The 26,053-nt window shown below is 42.9% G+C and carries 23 protein-coding genes and 1 riboswitch; of the genes, 8 read left to right on the top strand and 15 right to left on the bottom strand.

Annotation, left to right across the window (positions count from 1 at the left end; translation table 11 throughout):
- Positions 1 to 15 precede the first annotated feature (15 nt).
- From eutH to ACTWP7_RS00825, 6 genes are all read right to left on the bottom strand, one after another.
- Positions 16 to 1,116 carry an ethanolamine utilization protein EutH gene (eutH, locus tag ACTWP7_RS00850; RefSeq protein WP_443121632.1) on the bottom strand — a complete coding sequence of 367 codons (1,101 nt, stop codon included), beginning with the start codon at positions 1,114 to 1,116 and terminating at the stop codon, positions 16 to 18.
- Between the two features lie 154 nt (positions 1,117 to 1,270).
- Positions 1,271 to 1,744: a peptide-methionine (S)-S-oxide reductase MsrA gene (msrA, locus tag ACTWP7_RS00845; protein ID WP_014642047.1), complete on the bottom strand. Its 474-nt coding sequence runs from the start codon at positions 1,742 to 1,744 to the stop codon at positions 1,271 to 1,273.
- Between the two features lie 118 nt (positions 1,745 to 1,862).
- Positions 1,863 to 1,982: riboswitch (SAM riboswitch) on the bottom strand.
- Positions 1,983 to 2,160: 178 nt separating this feature from the next.
- Entirely contained in the window at positions 2,161 to 2,859 is a 699-nt protein-coding gene (locus ACTWP7_RS00840) for an AIM24 family protein (protein WP_443121631.1), read from the bottom strand.
- A 589-nt stretch (positions 2,860 to 3,448) separates the two neighbouring features.
- Positions 3,449 to 3,979, bottom strand: a complete 531-nt coding sequence (locus ACTWP7_RS00835) for a chromate transporter (protein WP_443121630.1) — start codon at positions 3,977 to 3,979, stop codon at positions 3,449 to 3,451.
- Entirely contained in the window at positions 3,976 to 4,551 is a 576-nt protein-coding gene (locus ACTWP7_RS00830; RefSeq protein WP_014642044.1) for a chromate transporter, read from the bottom strand. Before ACTWP7_RS00830 ends, ACTWP7_RS00835 begins: the two co-directional genes overlap by 4 nt.
- Before the next feature lie 37 nt (positions 4,552 to 4,588).
- Positions 4,589 to 6,202 carry a gamma-glutamyltransferase family protein gene (locus tag ACTWP7_RS00825; protein ID WP_443121629.1) on the bottom strand — a complete coding sequence of 538 codons (1,614 nt, stop codon included), beginning with the start codon at positions 6,200 to 6,202 and terminating at the stop codon, positions 4,589 to 4,591.
- 176 nt (positions 6,203 to 6,378) lie between these two features.
- Between ACTWP7_RS00825 and ACTWP7_RS00820 the strand changes: the two genes are divergently transcribed.
- Entirely contained in the window at positions 6,379 to 6,864 is a 486-nt protein-coding gene (locus tag ACTWP7_RS00820) for a DinB family protein (protein ID WP_443121628.1), read from the top strand.
- A gap of 44 nt (positions 6,865 to 6,908) precedes the next feature.
- Here the strand turns inward: ACTWP7_RS00820 and ACTWP7_RS00815 are convergent, their stop codons facing one another.
- Positions 6,909 to 8,390 (bottom strand): Na+/H+ antiporter NhaC family protein, encoded by a 1,482-nt coding sequence (locus tag ACTWP7_RS00815; protein WP_443121627.1) that lies wholly within the window; start codon positions 8,388 to 8,390, stop codon positions 6,909 to 6,911.
- A 191-nt stretch (positions 8,391 to 8,581) separates the two neighbouring features.
- Here ACTWP7_RS00815 and ACTWP7_RS00810 point away from each other — a divergent pair, with 191 nt between their 5' ends.
- Genes ACTWP7_RS00810 through ACTWP7_RS00800 form a run of 3 tightly spaced genes read left to right on the top strand, consistent with a single transcriptional unit; the run spans position 8,582 to position 10,476 of the window.
- Positions 8,582 to 8,929: a PadR family transcriptional regulator gene (locus ACTWP7_RS00810; protein ID WP_014642040.1), complete on the top strand. Its 348-nt coding sequence runs from the start codon at positions 8,582 to 8,584 to the stop codon at positions 8,927 to 8,929.
- Positions 8,916 to 9,941, top strand: a complete 1,026-nt coding sequence (locus tag ACTWP7_RS00805; RefSeq protein WP_443121626.1) for an HAAS signaling domain-containing protein — start codon at positions 8,916 to 8,918, stop codon at positions 9,939 to 9,941. The genes ACTWP7_RS00810 and ACTWP7_RS00805 overlap by 14 nt, the downstream gene beginning before the upstream one ends.
- Positions 9,934 to 10,476 (top strand): GNAT family N-acetyltransferase, encoded by a 543-nt coding sequence (locus ACTWP7_RS00800; RefSeq protein ID WP_443121625.1) that lies wholly within the window; start codon positions 9,934 to 9,936, stop codon positions 10,474 to 10,476. The genes ACTWP7_RS00805 and ACTWP7_RS00800 overlap by 8 nt, the downstream gene beginning before the upstream one ends.
- Positions 10,477 to 10,505: 29 nt before the next feature.
- On the opposite strand, the gene ACTWP7_RS00795 is transcribed toward ACTWP7_RS00800, so the two are convergent.
- On the bottom strand, positions 10,506 to 11,378 hold the full coding sequence (locus ACTWP7_RS00795; RefSeq protein ID WP_443121624.1) for an SMP-30/gluconolactonase/LRE family protein: 873 nt from the start codon (positions 11,376 to 11,378) through the stop codon (positions 10,506 to 10,508).
- Between the two features lie 314 nt (positions 11,379 to 11,692).
- On the opposite strand from ACTWP7_RS00795, the gene ppc reads away from it, so the two are divergent.
- Complete coding sequence (ppc, locus tag ACTWP7_RS00790) at positions 11,693 to 14,452, top strand: phosphoenolpyruvate carboxylase (RefSeq protein WP_443121623.1); 2,760 nt, start codon at positions 11,693 to 11,695, stop codon at positions 14,450 to 14,452.
- A 70-nt stretch (positions 14,453 to 14,522) separates the two neighbouring features.
- On the opposite strand, the gene ACTWP7_RS00785 is transcribed toward ppc, so the two are convergent.
- Entirely contained in the window at positions 14,523 to 14,741 is a 219-nt protein-coding gene (locus ACTWP7_RS00785) for a hypothetical protein (protein WP_443121622.1), read from the bottom strand.
- 142 nt (positions 14,742 to 14,883) lie between these two features.
- Here ACTWP7_RS00785 and ACTWP7_RS00780 point away from each other — a divergent pair, with 142 nt between their 5' ends.
- The gene (locus tag ACTWP7_RS00780) at positions 14,884 to 15,459 is read left to right on the top strand and encodes a phospholipase D-like domain-containing protein (RefSeq protein ID WP_443121621.1); all 576 of its coding nucleotides are present in this window, start codon (positions 14,884 to 14,886) and stop codon (positions 15,457 to 15,459) included.
- Between the two features lie 34 nt (positions 15,460 to 15,493).
- The gene (locus ACTWP7_RS00775; protein WP_443121620.1) at positions 15,494 to 15,622 is read left to right on the top strand and encodes a hypothetical protein; all 129 of its coding nucleotides are present in this window, start codon (positions 15,494 to 15,496) and stop codon (positions 15,620 to 15,622) included.
- Between the two features lie 73 nt (positions 15,623 to 15,695).
- On the opposite strand, the gene ACTWP7_RS00770 is transcribed toward ACTWP7_RS00775, so the two are convergent.
- From ACTWP7_RS00770 to ACTWP7_RS00750, 5 genes are all read right to left on the bottom strand, one after another.
- Complete coding sequence (locus ACTWP7_RS00770; RefSeq protein WP_443121619.1) at positions 15,696 to 18,428, bottom strand: UPF0182 family membrane protein; 2,733 nt, start codon at positions 18,426 to 18,428, stop codon at positions 15,696 to 15,698.
- Positions 18,429 to 18,670: 242 nt separating this feature from the next.
- Positions 18,671 to 20,047 carry a Glu/Leu/Phe/Val family dehydrogenase gene (locus ACTWP7_RS00765; protein WP_443121618.1) on the bottom strand — a complete coding sequence of 459 codons (1,377 nt, stop codon included), beginning with the start codon at positions 20,045 to 20,047 and terminating at the stop codon, positions 18,671 to 18,673.
- 338 nt (positions 20,048 to 20,385) lie between these two features.
- Positions 20,386 to 21,165: an enoyl-ACP reductase FabI gene (gene fabI / locus ACTWP7_RS00760; protein WP_443121617.1), complete on the bottom strand. Its 780-nt coding sequence runs from the start codon at positions 21,163 to 21,165 to the stop codon at positions 20,386 to 20,388.
- Positions 21,166 to 21,325: 160 nt separating this feature from the next.
- The gene (locus ACTWP7_RS00755) at positions 21,326 to 21,991 is read right to left on the bottom strand and encodes a diphthine--ammonia ligase (RefSeq protein WP_443121616.1); all 666 of its coding nucleotides are present in this window, start codon (positions 21,989 to 21,991) and stop codon (positions 21,326 to 21,328) included.
- A gap of 89 nt (positions 21,992 to 22,080) precedes the next feature.
- Positions 22,081 to 23,148 (bottom strand): C45 family autoproteolytic acyltransferase/hydolase, encoded by a 1,068-nt coding sequence (locus ACTWP7_RS00750; RefSeq protein WP_443121615.1) that lies wholly within the window; start codon positions 23,146 to 23,148, stop codon positions 22,081 to 22,083.
- A gap of 766 nt (positions 23,149 to 23,914) precedes the next feature.
- Between ACTWP7_RS00750 and ACTWP7_RS00745 the strand changes: the two genes are divergently transcribed.
- Positions 23,915 to 24,973, top strand: coding sequence for an NAD(P)/FAD-dependent oxidoreductase (locus tag ACTWP7_RS00745; protein ID WP_443121614.1), 1,059 nt, complete (start codon positions 23,915 to 23,917; stop codon positions 24,971 to 24,973).
- A gap of 53 nt (positions 24,974 to 25,026) precedes the next feature.
- Here the strand turns inward: ACTWP7_RS00745 and ACTWP7_RS00740 are convergent, their stop codons facing one another.
- Complete coding sequence (locus tag ACTWP7_RS00740) at positions 25,027 to 25,971, bottom strand: ATP-grasp domain-containing protein (RefSeq protein ID WP_443121613.1); 945 nt, start codon at positions 25,969 to 25,971, stop codon at positions 25,027 to 25,029.
- Between the last annotated feature and the right edge of the window lie 82 nt (positions 25,972 to 26,053).

Raw genomic sequence — 26,053 nt, 5'->3', positions numbered from 1 at the left:
TTATAGCCTAGTTGATTACTTGGTTAAAGTTATCTGCTTATTCCTTCTTGTTAAAAGTAAGGCAATACCTACAGCGAGTCCTCCAGCGATCAGCTTGCCCACAATAACAGGAACAATCATATCTTTTTCAATTCCTGCTACAAAAGCAAAGTGGCTCCCCAGTACAAAAGCTCCACTTACCGCAAAAGCCGAATTCACTATTTTCCCCCGGTGATCCATGTGCTTCATCATGGCAAGCATAGGTAAATGATGGGCAAGGGAAGCCAGGAGGCCGGTCATAGCAGAAGCATTTAAACCAATCTTCTGGCTCAACCGATTCCATACCTTTTCCCCTTTTTGATTAATAAAAGCGATTAAAGGATACGCTCCTGCAAGGGTAACGGTAATCCTGCCTACAATAGAGACCCCCTCAGAAAGCGGGGCCATGCCAGAAATGAGGGTGAATTCCGTAAGCGTTTCAATCGTAATAGCTGCAAGTCCGGTAATAATAAGGATTTCGACTCCTTTTCCAAACCAGGCAAATACACGTATAGCTCCATTCGTAAACAACCATAATCCCATCCCGATAAAAATGGAAAGGAGAAGCGCCGGCAATAAGTTATGCAGCATCCATAACCATTCATATCCTGCGATCGCTCCGCCTGCCAGACAACCAATCGGTATTGTCACTATTCCGATGAGGATCCCTTTCGCGAAATAAGGACGGTCTTCTTTTTGAATGACAGTAAGAGCGACCGGTATAGTAAAGACGAGTGTCGGACCCATCATAGTTCCTAAAAATGCCCATGAAAACACAGCCGCTTCATCCGTTAAGGCTAACGCTTCGGCCAGGGAGTACGCTCCCATATCAATCGCTAAAATCATAGAAGCAAACATAGAAGGATCGGCCCCCAGTTCTTTAAAGACAGGACCAATAACCGGTGCAGCGACTTCTGACAAGACGGGAGCTAGCGAAATGATACCTACCATGGATAAGGCTAGCGGCCCCATCATCATAAAGGCATCATAGAAATGCTTTCCTAAAGATAAACGCTGATTAAGAACATAGTAATCCAGGGCCCCTGCCACCATAAACAAACACATGATGATTAGTATCGATTCATTGACCCATAACAAATCCGCTCCCTCTCCCTTCACAAAACCTATCTCTCACTCAGTTCGCTCTGTTCAAAGGTTTTCCCTTCCTGGTTCTGTGCGTAACTTCGCAGCCCTAAAAATAAAAAAAGCACTCAGAGTAAATACTCTGAGCGCCTTTCAAGGATAAGCGTTTTTAGCCGATTCCACATGCTACGGAACCGTTCTTCTGCAAATATTTCTGATGATGCTCTTCCGCTTCATAGAAAGTGGTGGTCTTAACAACCTCTGTTACAATCGGGCGCTTGAATGTGCCTTTTTCATCCCACTCTTTAATTTTTTCTTCAGCAATATACTTTTGACTGGCATCATTGTAAAAAATCGCCGAGCGGTATTGGTGGCCAATATCGGCACCTTGACGATTTTTTGAAGTTGGATCGTGCGTTTCAAAAAAGATATTTACGAGTTCAGAATAAGTAATGACAGTCGGGTCATACTCTACTTTCACAGCTTCTGCGTGACCTGTTTTACCCGTTTTCACCTGTTCATAAGATGGATTATCCAGATTCCCGCCAATATAACCTACTCGTGTAGATGTAATGCCTTCAAATTTTTCAAAGAATGCTTCTACTCCCCAGAAACACCCTGCTCCAAAAATTGCCTTCGCCATATCTCATCTTTCCTTTCTTTTTAACGCAACTTCTATCGAGAGCCTTCACGGGTATATGACAACGAAAAGACCCCTTTTCTTATCCAAGAAAAGGGGTCGTATTATAGTCCGTACGATCCTCTCATCTCTTAGGATGTCACCATCCTACAGGAATTGGCACCGTTCTCGTCAATCATTAGATTGATTCGATGGTTGCCGGGCATCAAAGGGCCAGTCCCTCCGCCTCTCTGGATAAGAAGTTTCCGTTATTTATTTTTAAGTTATTTCATATCTTACAACGTTTTAGCAGTGAAGTAAAGGATGAAGCTAAAATTTTTTTTGGAAAAAAACATATTCAGCTCCCGGTCTTTTACTCTATTCAGACTGTCATAAGAAAATGCCAGTCCATATTGAACTCTCCATCATTCGACAAATCTTTATTTGCCGCGCTCGCCTGAAGTATTAATCTCTTCAAACGGCTGGACGATGACAAAGCCGTCGCCTTTGAATTCCATTTGGATCGATTCTCCACTTCCCCGTCCAATGAGAGTTTTAAAGCTTATATCTGTACGAAACTCAGGCTGCAAATGACCCGACCAGGCGACCGTAGCATTTGGATCGGTAATTACTGGCTGCCCCGGGCGCACCATAATGGTAAGCGGTTCGTAATGAGACGTGATCGCTACTTTACCTCTTCCCTTCAGTTTAACGTTGAATAAGCCGCCCGACATCATTCCGGCAACTTTTTTCATCAGTTGAATATCCCAGTCTACGCCTGGCTCAAAGGCGAGAAGATCATTGCCATTCACTGTAATTTCTTCGTTATCCAGTTCCAGAATAGTAATTTTTTTGCCTTGATCAGCTAAGTAAAGGCTGCCGCGTCCGGTAGCTTTCATCAGAGAGCTTCCTTCTCCACTCATGGCTTTTTTCACGAAACGACCTACACCGTGCTCAAGGAATCCTTCTCTTTCAAATTTAATCTGCCCGTTGTACGAGATCATGGATCCTGCTTTCGCCCACACTTGATCGGTCAGGTTCACTTCCAGGATACGCGGGGTTTCCAGCTCGAAGTATTCATTCTCTGCATCGTCCTGCTTTGTTTCTCTTATAAATTGTTCAATAGAATATTTGCTCATTCTTCTCTCCCCTTTAATCGCATAGTTGGTTCCTAACTAGGATATTCGCTCTATTCCTATGGTACTCCTTCTTCACAGGGGGATTTTGCTGAACTGATGATTAAAGAGAGTCCGGAAACTGTGAGTTCTTGTACTACCTAAAGTCTCTGTTGAATATTATAGATTCGCTCGCGTTTGTTTAAGACTTGATTTCGAGACTTTTGTGAGAATTAGGTCCTGCGGGGGACGATTTCGCTTTCCGTGGGCATGTGGTAAGCTTCCTCAGGCTTCGCCTTCCGGGATCTTACCGATCATGTTCATCCCACAGGAGTCTGCATCGTCCCCCTCCGGACCTTGCTAAATAGGGAACTCGATATCATGTTCGGAACGCCATGGTTTACGGTGGGGTTAAACCTATAACAATGAGCGTGCACGTGGGATAACCCCTGCTATAGAAGCATTTAAGGCTGATGTAGGACACTAGCTTCTCCAATAGTAGGGTCCGTTCTTCTCACGTAGCCGCCCCTCATCGATTTCAGGCAACGGACTCAATTTATCTCGAAACTGAGTCTTCAACAATCCGTCCCGTTTGTTTAATAAGCGGCTTTGTTCAACCTAAGAACAAGGCGCCGTATATGAGCGATCCAAGGATTACAAAGGCGGGGTGCAGTTTTACTTTTTCAAGTAACAAGAAACTGGCGATGATCAGGATTGCTGTTTGCAGGAAACCTGTGGATTCATAGGAATTCCCAAAAAACTGGTACGCCATAATCCCAAGAAGCACGGCAATCGCTGGGCGGATTAAGTTAGTCATCCGCTTGACCCTGGGAGAATCCTTGAATTTATATAGAAAACTCAACAGGACAATCATTAAAATAAGCGATGGAGCAACTGTGGCAAAGACACCGACCACTGCACCCAGAACCCCTGCCTGCTGATAGCCGACAAAACCGGCCATTTTTGTAGCAATCGGCCCTGGCAGCGCATTCGCCATAGCAAGCATTTCGCTGAATTCCGTCACACTCATCCATCCAAATCGTCCCACAACCTCATTTTCTACCAAAGGGATCGAAGCAGGACCTCCCCCATAACCAATAATTCCAGGTATAAAAAAAGCAACAAATAGTTTCCAAAAAATCATGATGACTGCTCCTGACTTTTATGATTTGGTTTATCTTTAGCTTTTACAGGTTTAAGCAAAGCATATAGTAACAGCGCAAAGATAAGGAGACCAGGATGCAAGCCGATCCACTCAATCAGTAAAAGAGAGACAACCGCAAGAGATAGCGAGACGATCCACCCCAGATTTCCTTGAGCTTTTTTTAGAAAATCATAAGTCAGCTTGGCAAGCATAACTCCTACCACCGGAACCACGGCTCGTGTCATCCCATTGACCCAGGCCTGGTCGCGAAAACTGTTTAACGAAGTAATCAGCACAATCATGATGACAATTGTAGGTATAATGGTTGCTAATACAGCATTCAACATCCCTATGATTCCTGAAACTCGATAACCTATGTACCCTGCCATTTTTGTAGCAATGGGACCTGGCAGCGAGTTGCCTAAAGCCAGGACATCGCCAAATTCATCGTCCGTGAGCCATTCATATTTTTCAACCACTTCCTTATGGACCAGCGGTATGGAAGCAGGACCTCCTCCATAACCGAGCATTCCCACACGAAAAAAGGCTATAAAGAGATTCCACTGCTGCATACTTCTCCTCTCCTTCCAAACCGACTCTCCTCTTCATTCAGTAAGCGGAGATCGTACCATCTGTTCTTGACTCCGTGCCGCCATATAAAACTCCTGTTTCCGGATCACGCCATATAATCTGGCCTCTCCCGAAAGCACCTGTTTCCAGCTGAACGCTGATTTCGTGGCCGCGGCGCGCGAGAGCTTCCGCGACATGCTTAGGGAAGTTCGGCTCTACCCATACCGTTTTACCTTTCATCCACTGCCAGCGTGGAGCATCAAGCGCTGACTGCGGGTTTAAATGAAAATCAACCGTGTTCATAACAACCTGAACGTGGCCCTGGGGCTGCATAAATCCGCCCATGACGCCAAATGGTCCGACGGGCTGATCTCCCTTCGTTAAAAAGCCAGGGATAATGGTATGATACGATCTCTTATTCCCTTCCAGAGAGTTGGCATGCCCTTGTTCCATGGTGAAGTTATGACCACGGTTTTGAAGAGCAATGCCAGTTCCAGGAACCACTAATCCAGAACCGAATCCCATGTAGTTGCTTTGAATAAACGATACCATGTTCCCTTCCCCGTCCGCGGCAGCGAGATACACGGTTCCTCCTTTCGGGGGAACGCCCGCTTCCGGCACGCCCGCCTCTTCTGTAATAGAAGATCTGCGTTCAGCTGAATAATCATCATTTAATAAATCATCGATGTCTACTTCCATAGAAGAGGCATCAGCAATGTACTTTTCTCCGTCTGCAAAAGCGAGTTTCATAGCTTCTATTTGCTTATGATATGTAGAATCACTTTCTTTTTCAAGTATGTCAAACCCTTTTAGCATGTTCAAAGCTGAAAGCGCCACAAGTCCCTGGCCGTTCGGAGGGATTTCCCACACGTTATAACCACGGTAATTCACAGAAATTGGATCAACCCATTCCGGTTGATAGCTGGCTAAGTCTTCTTTAGAAATAAAACCGCCGTACTGTTTAGAAAAAGCATCGATTCGATCAGCTGTTTCTCCATTATAGAAGTCTTCCGCATGCGTTTCAGCTATTTTTCTCAGTGTTTGGGCATGGCCTTCCGAGTTCCAGACTTCACCGATTTCAGGAGCTTTGCCATCTGGGGCAAAGGTATCGAACCAGTGGGTGAATTCTTCTCCTATTAATGTTTCACGGAATTTGGCTGCAGCCATTCGCCAGAACTTCCCTAGTACAGGAGAGATTGGATATCCTTCTTCCGCGTATTGAATAGCGGGAGCGAACAATTCTTTAAATGGAAGCTTCCCAAAACGGCGGGATAGTTCTGCCCATGCCCCTGGTGCTCCAGGAACAGTAACAGGCTCAAAGCCAAACTTCGGAATCTCTTCGTACCCTCGTTTCTTTATTTCTTCAGTAGAAATCGAGGCAGGTGAATGACCACTCCCATTCAGTCCATAAAGTTTATTTTCTGTCCAAACGAGGGCAAAGGCGTCTGAACCAATTCCGTTGGAAGTAGGTTCCACAACCGTTAGCGCGGCGGCGGTTGCTATGGCTGCGTCTATCGCATTTCCTCCTTTTTGCAGTATGGATAGCCCAGCCTGAGACGCAAGCGGCTGTGAGGTTGCAACCATTCCGTTTTTCGCAATGGTCGAATTTCTTGTAGTCTCATAGGGATGATAGAGATAGTCTAAGTGCTGCATTTAATCGTGCTCCTTTCACTTGTAAGAAAAGTAGAAAAGTAAATTTTTTCAATCTTCCCATCATTTTACTATGTCTTCTATTAAAAGAAAAACCGTTTACATATTTAATAGAGGAAAATAAGCGGCTACATATGGTAGACTCGAAATATCCTATACTTGGAAAGGATGGTTACAAGATGTACGGAATAGAAGAAAAAAGAAACGAATTACTAGCTTTTGTGGAAGAGGTATCTGACGAGGAAGCACGCACGAAGCCGGATGAAAATTCCTGGTCTATATTAGAAGTCTTAGAGCATTTGTACTTAATGGAACAAATGATTGTCCATCAGATGAATCAGGCGATCAAACAGGGGGATGAGCAGCAGGTAAATGAAAAGCCGCTGCATAAGACAACCAACCGCGACTATAAAGTAGAGGCACCTCAGCCCCTGAAACCAAAAGGCGAATTCAACACGTTGGAAGAGGCAAAGAAAGGTTTGGAACATACGCGTGAAGCCACTTATTTCCTAGTTCATAATAAGGATAAGGAAACACTTCAGAATCGCGCTTTCCCTCATCCCTCTTTCGGTGACCTAAACCTTGAACAGTGGGTGGAATTTATCGGCTGGCACGAGCTTCGTCATTTAGATCAGATGAAAGAAGCAAAAGCTCATATCCAATAAAAAAAGATCCTCCCTGCGGCAAGCCGCCCAGGGAGGATTTTCTATTACGAATGTTTTGTTGGTTTAACTTCTTCCCCATTTTTCCCACTATAGCGTAGTCCCCAGCCAGTCATTGCTGCAACAAACATAACGATGAGCAGTCCCCAGCCCTGGAACACATATGGAAAGACTTCTGTTGGACCAACAACCGGAAGGAAGTCATACTCCTCAGCAGCTCCCTGTATCGTAGCCCATGCGAGAAGCACTCCACCGCTCCACGGAAAAATGTAGCCTAATGATGAAGTCACCGTGTCGAGAAAGTTGGCTCTGCGATATGGATGGATATTCATCTCTATCCCAAGCTTTCTGACAAATGGAGCTGCAGCAATTTCTGCCGCTGTGTTTATTGTGATAAACACATTTAAAAAGGCTACAATTCCAAATATCGAAAGTTCCGCCCGGCGAACCACATTTTTAATAATTCCAAGGAAGAAATTTTTAATAACTTCCATTGTACCGGCTATCTCAAGCAAATGGGCAGCAGCCAAGATTAATAGAATTAGAATGGCCATATTAAAATAGCCGCCTATTCCACTCATTAAGGCGCCCTCCACAACAGCCTCTCCAGAATCATTTTTATAAATGTGAAGAACTTTTGTTAAGGAAACACCTGACACAGCAATGAGTCCTACGGAAGTGACGATCCCCCATGTCAATGAGGTAAGCAAGTGATGGCCGCTCAGTGCCAGATAGAGTACGAGAATGAATGGCAGGAGCATAATCAACCCGTCAGGAGCTACTTGCGCCTGCAGCTGGTTAATAACCTCTGTACTTCCCTGTTCTCCGCCGCCACCAAAGATAATAAATAGAATAAGAGCCGGAATAGCAGCCGTTATGGAATATTTGAACCTTGAGCGAACAACCCCAGGTACATCTGCTTCCTGAGTAGTCGCAGATACGATGGTTGTATCAGATACGGGAGCCAGATTGTCCCCGAACACCGCACCACTTAAGATAGCGGCAAGTAATATTACGGGATCTGCCCCTAAAATGACCCCAGCCGGATACATTAGGACGCCAAACGTAGCTACTGTACCATAACCTGTACCTACGGCCGTTGCGAACAGAGCTGACAATAAGAAAGTAATGGCTACAAAAGCGCCACCTTCTAATCCTGTCTGAAAACCAAACCAGATCAGGCCATCTACAAGCCCACCGGCCGATAATAGCTTTGCAAACATCCCTGCCCAAAACCAGGCAATAACAGCAATAACACCTACGGGCTGAGCCATTCCTGAAAATAAACTTTGAGCATAATCTGCCCACTGGGATTTACAGAAAAACAAACCAATGGCTATCCCGATTACCATCCCAAGTACAAGGGACTGCTCAGTTACTAATTCCGTTACACTTAAGGCAATCGCCCAAATAATGAAAAACACTAAAGGAATCGTCGCAGCAAATACACCACCACGAAATTCTAACCGTCGAATGTCTTTCTCTCCTAATGCTTCATCTATGACTTCGTTACTTTCCTGGTCAGCCACTAGACTCCCTCCTTACTTCAATCTTAAACTTCTTATCTACTTTATCATTGAATAGCTCCTGTTAGAAACTAAAAAATTTTGCCACTTTAAAGCGAAAGGGTTTGACCTTTCAGGACGCCGTAATAATGTTATTGTTATATGTCATACAATGGTGTATGATATACACTATAAAGAGAGAGCGAGGTGGCTCATTGAGTAAATTATTAAATTCCTTAATTACGGAGATGAGAAGGGGCTCTTTGACGCTTGCTGTGCTCAGCCAATTAAAGTCTCCTCAGTATGGATACTCACTTGTTCAGCGCTTGGAATCTTCGGGCATTGTTATTGATCAAAGTACACTTTACCCTTTGCTCAGACGACTCGAAAAACAGGAATTAGTAACCAGCACGTGGGATACGTCGGAAAGCCGGCCTAGAAAGTATTACGTACTGAGTGATTATGGTTATGAGATCTTTAATGAGCTGAAAGCAGAATGGGAAAGAACTTCTTTACAACTTCATAATTTATTACAAGGAGAGGAAAAGGATGGACTTAATTAAAACGTATGTTTACGAGGTCACTCGAAGACTCCCAGAGAAAATGCAGGACGATGTTGCCCTCGAACTCCAATCCACTATTGAAGATATGCTTCCTGAGCATCCATCAGAAAAAGATGTAAGAGCTGTGTTAACGAACCTGGGCGACCCGGCTGTACTCGCCAGACGCTATAGTGATCGTCCTTCCTATTTAATTGGTCCTGCCTTATACGATCAGTATTTGAACGTTTTAAAGCTCGTTCTTCCTATTATTATGATCATTGTTGTCATCTCCGTAGTGGCTGAAGAGATTCTTTCTTTCTCTGGCGAAACAAGTATGCTTTCTATTATTCTATCGATCTTCATTCAAACCTCTTTTGCGGCAGTATCTGCCGGGATTCAATCTGTGTTCTGGATTACAGTTATTTTTGCTGTTGTCGAACGGTCCACGAAATCAGAGGATGAACCTTTCGGAAAAGCCTGGATCCCAGATCAGTTGAAGAATAAACCAGCCATTCCAAAGAAACGATTGATATCGAACTGGGAACTGGCAGGGGGACTTATCTGGACCGCTGTTGGGATAACAGTTTACCTGAATGCTTCCCGTCTTTTTGCTATATACGAGCAGGAAGATGGTGAAGGTTTAAATAAGGCCGCCACGATATTTAACGAAGAAATCCTGACTAGCTTTTGGCCTTACATTGCTATATTAGCAGGAAGTTCTCTTGCTATAATCATTTATAAATGGTTCTTAAAGCAGTGGACGATAAAACTGGCTTTTATTAATACACTATATAACCTTCTTTGGATCATTCTATTAAGTCTGATGATCAGCCATCCAGATTTGTTTAATCCCGCCGCTGTTACAGAGCTTGAAACAGCTCTCCAATCCGATTTATCGAATCTAACTCAGTGGATCAGGCTAACGGCTGTAATAACCGCTGTGGTTTTTTCTGGAATAGATATATTTGAGGGATTTAATAAGGCAAGAAAAGGAAGGAAATACAAAAGGTTAGAGGTGGAACAAGTTGATTGAGTTACAGAATTTTTCAAGCGAAGATTATGATCAGCTGATTGGCTGGATTCCTACAGAGGCCTTCTTAATGAAATGGGGTGGTCCTATTTTTCAATTCCCTCTGGATCATAACCAGCTGGACTCTTATACCCGTCAGCCTGACCGCATCGTGTATAAAGCATGGGATTCTGAATCCAAAGAAGTGGTCGGACACATTTCTTTAGGAAGAATAGATAAGAAAAATGAATCAGCCCGAATCGGTAAAGTCCTGGTAAGTCCAGAACATCAAAACCGTGGAATTGGAGAACAAATGATTGCCGAAGTTACAGCTATTGCTTTCGAGGAACTTAAGCTTCATAAGGTAGCCCTTGGTGTCTTTGATTTTAATCAACCGGCGATCCGCTGCTATGAAAAAGCCGGTTTTCAGAAAGATGGACTGCTTAGAGACCACCGGAAAGTTAACGGATCATTTTGGAATTTATTAGAAATGAGTCTGTTGCGAACGGAGTGGGATCCATACTTCTCACACAAAAAAAGGGAAGCTTCCTCATGCTAGGAAGCTTCCCTTTTTATTTATTCTGGACCTCATCCTTTAAATGGATAAGACGGAAGCCCGCGGACTTTTGTCTTTAATTTAAATAGTCCTCCTGCTTCCGGATATTTCTCTAAGTCCTCATCGCTCATATCTTTTCTTGCTGTCGTAATATAGAGTTCATTCATATCCTTACCGCCAAATACACAACAAGTGACATTTGCGGCTGGGACGTCGATGAATTCTAAACACTCTCCTTTTTCAGGGTCCCATCTGGAGACGCCCGCTCCGCCAAAATGAGCGATCCATAGCATCCCTTCTTCATCAATGGTCATGCCATCCGGCGACCCTTGAGCGTCCGGAATGGTTACCACGGTTTTCGGATTGGTAATTTCCCCTGTCTCCATATTAAAGTCGTATCGCACCACTTGTTTGGTGGGCGTATCAATATGATACATATAGGCATGATCAGGTGACCATGCGAGCCCATTAGATATGCTGAGTCCATTCAGCTTCTCTGTAACTTCAAGATTCGTATCCAGCCTGTAAAGAGCTCCTTTGTCCTGTTGCTCCTCTAAATTCATAGTCCCTGCCCAAAACCTTCCGGCAGGGTCGCATTTACCATCATTAAACCGATTGCTTGGTAAGTGTTTTTCCGGATCGGTTATAGGCTCCAGAGTTTCTGACATCCAGTTATAAAAGTAAAAGCCATTTTGAAGCGCAAGAACGACTTCGCCATCCTCCCGTGGTTGAATGGTACCAGGATACTGCTCCAATTCTACCGTCGTATTTTCATGCTGGACGGGATCATATCGGTGAATCTTCTTCCCGACAATATCTACCCAATACAGAACTTCCTTTTCTGAGTCCCAGCTTGGACCTTCACCTAATGTTGACTTGGAATCAAGTACTAATTGTACAGACATGGAGATCCTCCTATAATTTAATTGCTACTATAATAACATTTCTTTCCTTTTTTTAACGGTAAGCAAACCATTTGTAACTCATTCTTAAAAAAAATTACAGAAATAGGTCCTTCTTCCCTCCCCTTAAAAGATAACGCTTACATTACGTATATTCTTTACTCTTACCAATTTAACCCTGTTCAAAATCTCTGCATCTGCTGTCATCATTACGGTTCGAAGTATTTGACTATGCCCATTATTCTGATAACATTATGAAAACATAAGGTAACTTTCAAGTAACTATAAAATAAATGTAATTACAGGAAGGTGAAAGTGTGACTAATCAGCCAAAAACAAACGATCATACAACTCCCTTACGCCGGGACATTAGTGAACTGGGTAAAATGCTCGGTAATCTACTTGTCCATCACGGTGGAGAAGAGTTATTAAACAAAGTTGAAACCATTCGTCAATTGACGAAAGATCTTCGAAACAATCATAGTACATCTACTTATAATCAACTGAAAGAAGAAATTCAAAACCTCAAGCCTCCTATGCGATCCCAGGTGATCCGGGCTTTCTCAATTTATTTCCACCTCGTTAACATAGCTGAACAAAACCACCGTATCCGCAGGCGTCGCGAGTATCAACTAAGAGAAGACCACGGAGCCCAGCCTTTCTCTCTAGAAAGCGCCGTACTAAATCTAAAGAAAAACAATTTTTCAAAAGATGTCATTCAAAAAGTATTGGATCATCTCTCTCTTGAACTGATTATTACCGCACACCCAACAGAAGCTACAAAAAGAACCGTGCTGGAAATCCAGAAGAGAATTGCTACTATTTTGCAGAAGCTGGATAATCCTCAACTTACTAAGAATGAAAGAGACAGCCTGAAGGACAGTCTTCAAAACGAAGTCAGCGTTCTATGGCAGACGGATGAACTGCGTGATCGTAAGCCGACTGTAATGGATGAGGTGCGAAACGGCCTCTATTACTTTGATGAAACGCTTTTCGATGTGCTTCCAGAAATCCATCAGGAACTGGAATATTGTCTCGAGGAGAACTATCCGGAAGAAGATTGGGATGTGCCTAATTTCCTTCGTTTCGGTTCCTGGATTGGGGGCGATCGTGACGGAAATCCGAACGTGACCCCTGATATTACGTGGCAGACTTTACAGAAGCAGCGTAATCTTGTTCTGAAAAAGTATGAAGAGGTGCTTGTAGAGTTAATGAAACGTTTCAGTCATTCTTCTGCTCAAGTAACGGTTACAGACGAATTAATGGCCTCTATAGAGAAAGAAGAACCGTTGCTCCCTAAAGGGAAGAAATGGCGCGTAGAAAAAGAGATTTACCGCCGTAAATTTGCTATCGTTCTTGAACGTTTGCGCCAGGTCGGTCAATCAGATCTCGGCTATGATTATGCTGATGAGCTGCTTGAAGATCTTTATCAAATTCAGAAAAGCGCCAAAACGCACCAGCCTGCCAGACGCGAATTGAAAAAACTGCGCAAACTAATTCGCCAGGTTGAATTGTTCGGATTCCACTTAGCAACTCTCGATATCCGGAACCATAGCGGTGAACACGAATCAGCAGTGGACGAGCTGTTGCGTAAGGTAAGTATTGAAGATAATTATAGTGAACTTGCTGAAGACAAGAAAATTGAGGTTCTGCAAAGCGTATTGAAGGACCCGCGTCCTATTTCATTATTAAATGAGGATTATTCAGACAGCACTCAGGAAATGCTTACCGTCTTCCAAATGATCCGTAACGCACATATTGAGTTCGGAAAGCGCTCTATTGAAGTTTATCTGATCAGTATGACGGAATCTGCAAGCGACCTGTTAGAAGTTCTCGTGCTTGCTAAAGAAGCCGGCATTTACCGTCTGCATGCTGACGGAACGGTTGAAAGCAATATTAACGTAGCTCCATTACTGGAAACCGTTGATGACCTCGTAGCTGGACCTGAAATCCTGAAGACGTTATTTGAGATGGATGTCTATGCGAAACATCTTAAGCACCGAAATAACCATCAGGAAATCATGCTTGGTTATTCAGACGGCAGTAAAGATGGTGGTACATTAACAGCTAACTGGAGACTATACAAAGCTCAGCAGGAAATTCATACAATGGCCCGCGAGTATAACGTCGGACTGAAGTTCTTCCACGGGCGCGGCGGTTCCTTGGGTCGCGGTGGCGGTCCCCTAAACCGAAGTCTCCTTTCCCAGCCGGAAGAAACACTGGGGGATGGTGTAAAAATTACCGAACAAGGGGAAGTTCTTTCCTCCCGCTATTTGATAAAAGATATTGCCTACCGCAGCCTGGAACAAGGCGCGTCCACCCTACTCGAAGGGGCAGCCAATGTTTCCCAGGAATCAGAACAAGCTCATAATCGCGAAGACGCATGGGAACAGGCGATGGAAGAAATTGCTGAAATTTCACTGAAGAAATATCAATCCCTGGTATTCGGCGATAAAGACTTCCTGACCTACTTCAACGAAGCAACACCATTAAAAGAAATCAGTGAACTGAACATTGGCTCACGTCCAATGAAGCGTAAAGACAGTTCCAAGTTTGAGAATCTGCGTGCGATCCCATGGGTATTCGCATGGTCACAGAACCGTCAGCTGATCCCTGCGTGGTATGCAGCAGGTTCGGGCCTCGCGAGTTACGTTGAAAATGATAATGACAGACTTGAACAGCTTAAGCAGATGTATATTAATTGGCCGTTCTTCCGCTCCACCATCAACAACTTACAGATGGCTCTTACTAAAGCGGATATTCAAACAGCACAGGAATATACACAGCTGGTTAATGACCAGGAGCTTGGCGAACGAATCTTTAATAACATCGTTGACGAATACGAGCGAACCAAAGAAATTCTTCTGAAGATTTCAGGGGATGAAGAATTACTCACTCATCAGCCGACGATCAAAGAATCCGTACGTCTGCGTAACCCTTACGTCGATCCGCTGAATTTCCTACAAGTGGAGCTGATTAAAGAGCTGCGCGCATCGGAAGATCAAGATGATGAACTACTAACCGAAGTCCTGCTGACCATAAGTGGTATTGCAGCTGGTCTTCGTAATACAGGCTGATTAGAAATATCAGACATTATAGAAAAAGCTCACAGCTTATGGCTGTGAGCTTTTTTAGCATCTTTGAACGTTAGTCTTTCTTACCCCTTATATTCTCCATATGCTGTTTAAACTCTTTTATTTTTTCATCGGGCTGCAAGTTCAATTCTTTTTCTTTTCCTTTCCAAGATCGCTTCGCATCTACGGTAACACCCATTTGCAACCCTTTAGAATCACTGATTACTCCTTCCCCATTCCCATCAGGGTGCGGTGAACTCTCAGAATGAATGTTCTGTGAATCATTATCCATACATACTTCCTCCTTTTTTATTAACTTGAGTGTACACGGTTGAATTTATTCTCCTAATTGATGAGTGACATCCAAACAAGACGGATTGAATAGGACAGAAATGGGTTCACATAAATATAGATGTAAGGATAGGAGGAACTCTATGGAAATCCTAATAACCGCCGGATGCTCCATCTTAGCAAGCTCTTATATTACGTATAGGTGGACAATTAGGCAAAAGAAAGAGACGTATTCCCTCGCTTATTTTCTATCTAAGACGGAGCGCTCTCCTTTAAAAGAGATTATAGAAACCATTCAAAATGCTGAAAAAACCATTGATGTAGCCATTTTTCTTTTTTCCAACCAAAATATAGCCGCTGAGCTGATTCAAGCGTCGAAACGAGGCGTTAAAGTGCGAGTATTTACTGACCGGGAACAGCTAAAATCGTTCGAAGCTCAGATCAAAAATATTAAGGAACTCACGGACAACGGGGTTGCCGTCCGTACCAACACCCACGACGGAACGATGCATATTAAAATGCTAATTACTGACCGCTTGCATGCTTTAGTTGGTTCTTATAATTTCACTTATAATGCCGAGAGAAAAAATGATGAAATCCTGCTTCGGGCAGACGACGAAAGAATGGGACGGCAACTGAGTTCAGTTTTCGAAGATTTATGGCAGGACGGAGTGAACTGGCAGTTTTATAAAGATCAGCCCGAAGAAAGGATTAGTTGAAGGGAGAAAGTTCTCCACCTTTTTAGGTCTGTTCATGAAAAACACTGGATTGGCATCAAATGGCGGGACTCCCAGGTTGAAAACGGAAGCACCTTGGTCAGCGGCGTATGAACTGGGTGAAAATGACGGAGATAATGGGGTTTTATTTGGGGGTAATCAATAAGGAGAACTCGCAGAGGAAAAAGGAAAAGATGCTTTCCTTTAACATGGAAAGCATCTTTTTATGTTAAAAATCGTTAATTCGTTTCACCCAGCATACTTTCTATTTCACTCATAATCGTGCCCGCTTGTTCCCAATTTCCATTGGATAGCGCATTTTGATATTCCTCAAATAAAGTGGAAAGCTCCTGGAGTTTTTGTTCTGATTCTACCAAGTCTTGAGCGTTTTCATTTCCTTCAGGCTGCTCTTCTTCACCCTCACTCGGTTCAACGTCTGGATCGGTTCGAGCTAGAAGACTTTCGAGCGCCTGGTCAAATGTAGGTTCCATTACAATCTGATCGCCATAAGCCAATATAATCTGTTTGACTTCAGGCAGGGACGTTTCGTTGGAAGATTCAATGTAAATCGGTTCAGCGTACAATACCGTATCCTGAATCGGAATGACAAGCAGATTACCTCGAATGACTTCCGAACCGCCCTGAGACCAGAGGTTCAATTGCTGAGAAATATTACTGTCCTGGTTAATTCGATTTTCAATTTGCTGGGGACCATAGACATTCTCTTGTTTAGGGAAACGATAGACAAATGTTTCTCCGTAGTTCTCCCCATCGTTTCTCACTCCCATCCAGGCAATCATATTTTGACGATTTCTTGGAGTGTAAGGAGTCATGAGTACAAATTCTTCCTCATCACTCTCCGGAAGCTTCATCGTGATGTAATAAGGCTCCATCTCTATATCCTCATCAAAGTACTTTTCAGTAGGAAATTCCCAGTAGTCTTCCCGGTTATAAAATACTTCCAGATTGGTCATGTGGTAAGTACCATACATGGATGCTTGTATTTTAAACAGATCCACTGGGTAACGGAAGTGGGACTGGATATCAGCCGGTATGTCTTCTGTAAAGAGATCCGGAAACATTTTCTGATACGTTTGAAGAAGCGGTTCATCCGAGTTAACAGCGTAAAAGTCTACTTCACCTGTGTAAGCGTCAATCGTTACCTTTACAGAGTTTCGGACATAATTTTCTTCTCCTTTATGCGGCTCTGAGTAAGGATACCGTTCGGCTGTTAAGTATGCATCAATCATCCACGAAAGACTGCCGTCTTCACGAACAAAGATATAAGGATCCTCATCGTAATTTAGAAAAGGAGCAATTTTTTCAACTCGGTCCATAATGTTTCGCTCAGCCAGCAGCTGACTTTCCCCGGTCACCTGATCCGATACAAACATTCGGAAGGATCCAGCTTCTAAACTGAAAAGCGCCCGGTTCAGACCCGATAGCGGGATACCGGTGTCTGCTTCAAAACGTGTGGACTTATTCTCCTCACCGGAAGGGTAGTCAAATTCATCTACTCCACTATTCACGATTACATTTTGATAGTTTTCTTCACCGAAGTAAATTTGCGGACGTGAGATATCCATCACACCTTGAGAAGGCAGATTTTTAAGCATATACTCCGGCTGTCCCTGAGGCGTGATTTCATTTACATCACTCATCGCTATACCGTAACCATGTGTATATCTTAAGTTTTCGTTCACCCACGTTTTAGCCTGTGACGGAAGGTCCTCCGTGTTCAATTCTCTGGCTCCAAGGAATACCTGCTGATATTCTCCATCTACCTGGTACCTGTCAATGTCGATATCATTGAATTCATAGTAGGTCCTGAATGTTTGAAGTTGATTATAAATGTCAAGAATCGGTCTAGCATCGTTAATCCGGACATTATCAATGGTCAACTGATTGCTTTCAATCAGCGATTGATCGAGGGTTTCATTTCCTGGATGCTGGCGTTCATCAATCGACTCCAGATCATAAGCAGTCCGAGTAAAGTTCAAATTGTGCTCAAGATAAGGACTCTCTTTTGAGAATTCATTTGGGGATACTACATAGTTCTGGACGATGAGAGATGCTCCCTGACTTAGCAGAACTATACCTATATATGCAATTACAGGAATCAGCATGGCTCTATATTTACCACGCATCAAAGCAATAATCATCCAGACTGCCCCGATAATGGCTGCTCCGGCTAACACATAGGAGGCAGGGATATTTACAGCGTCATCTGTGTAACTTAACCCGTGCACCACGCTGGTTTGAAAGATGTTCACTTCATTGGTAAGGAGCGTGCCGAATGGAGCTAATACATGTTCCATAGCTAAAAGCAGCGCAATTACTGCCAGAGTTCCACCCATATGAAGCTGAGCAAAACGGCTTTTTCGATACATATTAAATGCGGAATAAAAGCCGATTTCAACAAGAAGCAAGAAAATCCCTAAGCCCATCAGAGTATTTAAGGCAAAATTAATAAAGGGCAGTTCAAACATATAAAAAGAAATATCCATGGAGAAGTGAGGATCATTCACTCCAAAAGGAGAATTATTTAAGAACTTCAGCCACAATTCCCAGCCTACGCTTTGAACAATACTGCTTCCAAACAACCCAACCAATGCCGAAATACCGAGGCTGATGAGGCGTCCCCACTTCTTATCCCGGATCACGGATGGCAGTTCGTCCCTTTCAAAATAGCGGATGTACCCTTTTCTAATTAATGAAAGCGTTACATATGTCAGTGCGAAATAAACAATGAATCCTATAATACCAAGTAAGATCTTAGTGCTGAATATTGTGGTGTACACCGATTCAAATCCCAGAGAATCCATCCAAATATAATCGGTAATCCAACTTAGGGTAATCCATAGTAGAAAAGCAAGTACGATCAAAACTCCAATAATTTTACCTGCTAAGCCAAGGTACTTCTTTTGTTTCTTATTCTGCAGTGGTCGAATGTTATTTATCTTTTTATCCAACTTTCTCCTCCTCCAAGTCTATTCAGGACTTACCTCCCCTGTTTTTTCAATGAAAAGCGGTGAGCCAAAAGTTCCTATAGACTAACTATATTCTATTCTATAGGAATCCGTAAAATTTCAAGTCGTTCGAAACCTGCAGGCTTTCCCTGACGTTCTATATAGTTATACGTCTCCCCCGGTCTATTAGTTTCATTTTTTATTAAAAAAACCAGCCAAATAAATTGGCTGGTTCCTCTCACTGATTAATACAGTTTTCCTTGACGATACATAATCGTGGATAATTTCATTACTGAATGAATATAGCAGTTCTGTCTAAGCGGGAATGGATCTCCAAAGAACTGTGGTAAAATCGTGTCCATCGTGTACTTCATTTTATCAAATAAGCGCTCATAAACCTGATCCTCTGTCATAAATTGTGCTTCGCGACCCTGAATCCATTCATAGTATGAAACAATAACTCCCCCTGCGTTCGCAAGGATGTCCGGTACAATTAGTACACCTTTGTCGGCAAGATACCGATCAGCGTCTTCTGTAATCGGACCGTTGGCCCCTTCTATTATCATAGAAGCCTGAATCCGTTCCATATTATCTTCATGAATTTGATCCTCAAGTGCAGCAAGCAGAAGAACATCACAATCCATTTCCAGCAGTTCATCACGCTCTCGGATCTCTGCTTTAATTTCATGCTCTTCTAAGTCCTCTTCTGTCGTTGGAAGGTCTCCATCTGACTTTTCAGTGAACTTAATGAGGGCAGGTATATCAAGTCCGTCATTATTGTAAAGCATAACATTGTGGTCGCTGACCGCTACGATTTTGTTCTGAAGATAATCGCATTGATAAGCCTCAAGAGCTGCGACAGAACCCAAATTACCAAATCCTTGTACAGCCATGCTCAGTTTTTGATCATGATGATTTAAAGCAGTATTTGCAAAAATGTTATCGGTGTTGGACAACCACTTTCTATTTTCATTTAAGAAATTGTGCATCATATAACGGAAGGTGAAGTAAACTCCTTTACCGGTAGCTTCACGTCTTCCAAGTGATCCGCCGTTAACTACACTCTTTCCTGTAAAGCTGTTGCGGTAAGGTTCACCAGGATGAATGTTTTTGAATTCGCCCATCATCCAGTCCATCTCCCGTTCACCGGTTCCTACGTCCGGAGCAGGAATATCTTTATCGGGACCTAGTATATCATCGAAATACTGTACGTATTTCTTACATATCAAATTGAGCTCTTTGATGTTGTACTCCTGAGGTTTAATAACCACCCCGCCTTTACCTCCACCAAAAGGCAGCTCATGGAGTGCATTTTTCAAGGTCATCAGCTTGGCCAGATTCGACACTTCTCCTTCATTGACGGATTCATGGAAACGCACCCCGCCTTTGTATGGCCCAACTGTATCACTGTGCTGGACCCGGAATGCCGGTATACGAACAATGGTGTTGTCATCCAGCGTCACCCTCAAAAAGGATTTATGTATATGATTGGGGGTGGAAAGTAAAGCTACCAGGGATTTAAAGGCCTGTTCACGTGTCTGTGCCTGAAGATCAGGCAGGAATGATTCATCTTCCATTAAAGCTTTCATCGATTCTTCAATAATGGTCTGTTGTTTTTGCATCTTACTGATCCTCCATTCTGTACTTTTTGTCCTGCGTCTTATTTCCTTGTCTAATGCTTTCTTTTCCCTAATTTAAAAGTATAAAACGTTTTCTTTCCAAGAAATAACTTCTCATTTCTATCGATTAACATCACTTTATAGATTGCATTTGTTGGGATTTTGTTGACTAGTTGATGAACTTCCGGGCCGGATCAAGGAAGAATCTGCTTCGAGATATTAATTTACTTGAAGGTCCTGCGGAAGATGATTCGCTTAACTCTGAGACTTCAAGTCTCTAATTTAATTACCTCTTGAATTAAAAAAGTCCGATTCTCAGTGGAGAATCGGACTTTTTTAAGCTATCCAAGTATGTTGTAACCTGAATCCACATATACAATTTCACCTGTAACCCCTCTGGAAAGATGACTCATCATGGCAAGCGTCATATCTCCAACTTCTTCCTTGGTTACATTTTTTCGAAGCGGTGCAGTGTCTTCAATCTTGTGGAGTATTTCGTTGAATGAAGGTACTCCTTTTGCTGCAAGCGTGCGGATCGCTCCCGCTGAAAGAGCGTTCACACGGATGTTGTGCTTTCCTAAATCTGCGGCTAAATATTTTACAGTAGATTCGAGTGATGCTTTGGCCACTCCCATTACATTGTAACCTTCTACTACGCGCTCAGCTCCTAGATAGCTCATCGCTGTTATCGCGCCTCCTTCTTTCATATAAGGATGAGCTGCTTTGGCCACAGCAATTAGGGAATAGGCGCTTGTATCCTGCGCGAATGCGAAGCCGCTTCTTGAAGTATTCAGAAATTCGCCTTTTAAATCCTCTGCATGAGCGAAGGCGATAGAGTGTACCACTCCATGAATGCAGTCCACTTTTTCTCCAATCGTCTGAAAAGCTTCCTGGATGCTTTCATCATTGTTTACATCACAGGGAACGACCGCTGCCGCTGCCATGTCATTCTCATCCAGCAGCTTCTTTAGCTTTGTATAGGAACGATCTTTTCTATATGTAAAGATGAGGTTTGCCCCTGCTTTATAAAGGGACTGGGCAACACCCCAGGCCAAACTGCGGTTATTCGCTACACCCATGATCACTACATTCTTACCTGTCATTTTTAATAAATCTTCCATAGTAACCTCCATAATAAAGTAATTAATAACTGATATCATTACCATCCTATCATAGTTTATATACCGCTATTCTCTTAACAATAATAAAAATTAAGAGGACAAAACAGTTAATGAAAGACACAAATGTTACCAGAACGCTCACTCTTAAGATTTGATTAAACTATTCCTTCAGCTCTATATGACCAAACCGCTCATTCATTGTCGAAAAAGAATCCCCTGTTCTTATAGAGATCGGTTGATTAAATATAGGTCCATCGAAAACAAATGTATGAAATTCTCCATATTCACCGCAAGGATCCACGGATGCTGGAAGCTGTCTTAAGAAATCATCATTGTACACATGACCCGCAAACTCTCCAGAAAGCTGGTCAGTATCTACCGTCGTAATCACTGCCTTAAACCCTCGCCTTAGTAATTCATGGGCGATTTCCTCAGAATTCGTACCCCAGAGTGGGTAAACGCCTTGCATGTCCATTCGTTTCAATAGTTCATCACGATAGTTTCTTATATCTTCGAGAAACAAATCAGCATACACGATAGCCTGAACTCCTCGTTTTTTAAACTGCTCAAACTGCTTATGGAGCTCTTTTTCGTAAATTTCATTTGACGCCTGTAAAGGCAATTCTAATTCGTAGTGAGGCAGACCAATTGCTTCCGCCTGCCTTGTAAGCCAGGTTCGCTTAACTTCATGCATCGGCAGGCGGTCACTTTCAGAAGAAACGGTAGAAAATAACCCTTTGACTTTAATAGTTGGGTCATTCAGCATTTTAAACAACGCAAGGGAACTGTCCTTACCTCCACTCCAGGAAACCATTACATTTTTCATAAACTCCCTCCTTTTTCACTTTCTTTAAGTTTAGCGGATGAAGATATTATAAAAAACCTTCTGCTCGTGTATTAAGCAGAAGGTTTTCCTTATTTTTTACCTGTCCAGTAAGCCCCGTCTTCCATATGGGCGAACGGAATATCCGTATCGACAAGTCCCGTTATTTTTTCCAGTTGGATGTCTTGCCCTCGCAGCCATTGATTAAAATCAAATTCTACAGGCGGCTGATCTCCTCCGAGGGCAAACCACGCTTTCATTTCCTGAGGCAGGTAGCCAGCCGTATGAATCGTACCGGCCCAGCTGCTGTATAGTTTAGAAAACACGCCTCTTGTAGTTCCATTCATGAATTCAAACGCTTCTTCCGCATTCTGCAAGGAACTGCGGTTTGTATTGATCGCGCTTTCCCGCTTTTTAGAATCAACAAGGTGGTTCCGATTTTCTTTGGTCAGCATCTCAAAGTGATTAGTGCAGACATTCGATTCCCTCACCTCTACCCCTCTTGGGGAAGCTTCAATTACAAATGTTTGGTTGCTCCGGTCAAAAACGGTATAGCTGAATGAATGACGGTGAGGAATTTCTTTAAGCATAGTCACCGCTTCTTCAACACTAGCGCAGGATTCGAGTATCATACGTCCGATCGCACAGCATATAAACCCTTCTCCCGGACGTTTCCTGTGCATAAAATTATATCCGAGCACAAGTCCCTTTTCATTCATACCGTCCATTCTTCCTGTAATTCTTTGGGTCGGTCCGATTATAGCGTATCCTTGATCTGTTGGCTGAAAAAGACTGTAGCGCCCTTCATAGGTTTTCGGCATATAGTCATAATTCCGAATGAAATAACCTTCCCCGGTCATGATGGAACAGCCGGAACGTTTGTAGTCAATTCGATACCCGCCAAACTCCATCATAATACGTTCCATCGGCCAGCCGAGAGCATCTCTAAGTCCAAGAAGTTCATCCCATAGGCCCGGAGCAAAACGCGTAATGGCTTCTTTCACCTCTTGTTCTTCTACGGTGAAACGAGGTTTTCTCACTTTCCATTGCTTTTCTCTATTTTTAACAGACCATGAATTTCGTAATAACTCGCCCTGATAATAGCCAAAATTATAATGACTTCCCCGAAATTGTATAATATCACTATGTACGTGTTTCATGCAGAATTCCTTTCTACGCTGGTTTTATGTAATAACCTTACCATTTTCCTTTCACTACCATAAAGATATTTGCACCATACCTGGTCAAAGAGCTAATTTAGCTGTACTAAAAGAAGTTCTTGCACTTAAAGGGCCGTATAGTTGAATAGTCAGTTTCGAGCTATTGTGTGGAGAAATGGGCTCCAGGGAACGACTCTTTGCGATCATGGAGAGCTCGAAATTCTCTACGTATATGGCTCCATTTGAGGAGAATGACCTATAATCAACTTTAAATTCCGAGTCTGTCCAGAGGGGATAAATGTTTCTATAAAAGCCTTTAAGACGATTTAAGGTTCTCCACTTTTTCTATTGGCAGGGCCCGTTCACTAAATATCAGTTGGGCTGGTTGGGAAATGATGAGACTCCCGCGGGAGAAGGAGCGAGGTGAGACCCCACAGGGAGTGATAACGAACGAAGAGGCTTGCCACCTTTTAGTAACGGGCCCAAATATCTTGAGTTCGATTATTCCAGTATTTGGATTTTATGTTAAACAAGCCCTATGGCGATTTAATAAATCCTTGTTATAACTATGATATTTTTAGAGAAATTCTCACAAAATAGGAGGAACTCGTGAAACTTGTCACGAATTGTTCACTTCTTCTAGTTTTTCAGGCAGAATTTTGATAATCTTAAAATAGTGAGAAAACCGTAAGCGTTTTCGACATAAATCGGTGATGCACCTGAATGTGAGCAGCTGAGAATCAATTTAAAAAGGTGGTGTTGATGCATGAAACGGTTAGTCATATTAGGCGGCGGGTACGGTGGCCTCAATATATTACATGGTCTTTTAGATGATTTACCAAAAGATGTACATATCGTTGTTGTGGACCGTAACCCCTACCATTCACTAAAAACAGAATTTTACACAATTGCTGCCGGTACTGAGTCAGATCGTCATGCCCGTGTGGACTTTCCAGAACATGATCAAGTGGAGTATGTATTTGACGAGATCGAAAAAATTGATGTTGAAAACGAAAAGGTTCTAATGAAGAACTTTGCCTATGACATCGAGTACGATTATCTTGTAATCGGCCTTGGATGTGAGGACAATTATCACGGAATTGAAGGCGCAAGGGAGTTTACGGAAAGTGTACAATCTTTCTCCCAAGCCCGAAGCGCAGGCTACTCCATTAATAATTTGGGAGCCTACGGAAAAGTGACGATTGTCGGAGCGGGATTAAGCGGTATCGAAGTGGCTTCAGAAGTACGCGAAAGCCGTTCTGATTTAAACATTCGCTTGCTCGATCGTGGTGAGACGGTACTGAAAGCATTCGACCATAAAATTCAGAAGTATGTAGAAAAATGGTTCCATGAGCATGATGTGGAGGTCATTCATAACGCGAACGTAGAATACGTTGAACGAGACGGCGTTTGCAATAACGGTCTCTGCTATATGAATGATGTTACGGTCTGGACAGCAGGTGTGCAGCCGAATTACCTGGTTAGAGAGCTTCCTTTTGATAAAGATATTCAAAATAAGGTTATTGTAAATGATTACTATCAGGTTCCAAGCCACCAAAACGTTTACGTGATCGGAGACTGCGCATCTGCCGAACACTCTCCAAGTGCTCAATTAGCAGGACAACAAGGAGAAAAAGTAGCGGAAGTCATATTGGCCTTTCTTAAAAATCGTGTACCGGTTCCTCCCGGCGAGGTTAAACTAAAAGGCGCTTTAGGTTCTCTTGGTAAGAATGATGGCTTTGGCAACATGCTTCAAAAACCGATGACCGGTGTTTTACCAAGGCTCGCCAAATCAGGAGTTCTCTGGTTAAGCAAACGTCATTAAACTAATTTCTATTTAAGAAAGCCATTTTCCTCAGAGGAAAATGGCTTTCTATATTAAACGCGTACTGGTTCCAGCAGGCGCCCTAAATACTTAGCAAGCTCAAGCATTCCGTACACGCCGGCTTTTGCTTCCGCATCCGTGTTATAATTCGTGTTCGTGTTCACATCGTAAGCATATAAGTTCCCATCTTGATCTTGAATAGCTTCAATAGCGGCCACTTGGATATGATTTGCCTGTAGAAAAGCTTCGAAGTCGTCAATAATTGCTGGACGGTAATTTTCCAGAATTTCAAATTTTGCTTTTTCCTCTGATTCTTCTGCATCGGTTGGGCAGAACTGATCCTCAATCGAGCACGCATCAGCCGGGCACAATTCAAATCCTTCGGACGTGTCTACTTTCACTCCATAAAGAAACTTCCCGTTTACGAACTCATGACGTACGATATACGGCTCTGGTGCTTCGATATACTGCTGAATTAAGGTGATACCATCGACAGGTTCTTCAAATCCAGAGCCTTTCACATATTCCTGAAGTGCTTCTTTAGAATGAAACAGCTGTACGCCCTGTCCTTTACCAGCACGGTTGTGCTTTGTGATAAATGAATCCATTCCCAGCTTATCTGCAGCTTTCAATATATTCTCTTTCCCAACAGCTGAGATCGTTTTTGGAGTGCGGATCCCTTGTTGATTCAGTGCCATGTATTGATTCACTTTACTTATTTCAAGGTTCAATGCTTCTGTTCCATTTACGACCGTCCTGCCGTAGCGTTCCAGCCAGGAAAGGACTGCCCCAGCAAATTCAGGAGCATAACGGTGGTTTCTCGTGTGAGAGGATGCACTGATCCGATTATAGAATATCCCTTCCGGCGGCTCTTCTGTTAAGTCTAATGTACCTTGATCCAGGTGCCATAATTCATATGGCAGTTCTAATTCTTCTAAACGTTCTGTTAAGTGAACGGTCCACTCATCGTTCTCGTGAAGTACATAAATTTTACTCATAAAAAGGAACTCCCTTTCTGTAATAACGATTTCTTTTATCTTAACATAAAAAACCTATCTGTTTACTAGGAATAAGATTATA

The sequence above is a fragment of the Halobacillus sp. B29 genome, from assembly GCF_052246755.1.
GTDB lineage: Bacteria > Bacillota > Bacilli > Bacillales > Halobacillaceae > Halobacillus > Halobacillus halophilus.
The sequence above is the reverse complement of the archived record's forward strand: the minus strand, read 5'-3'. Positions and strand labels throughout refer to the sequence as shown.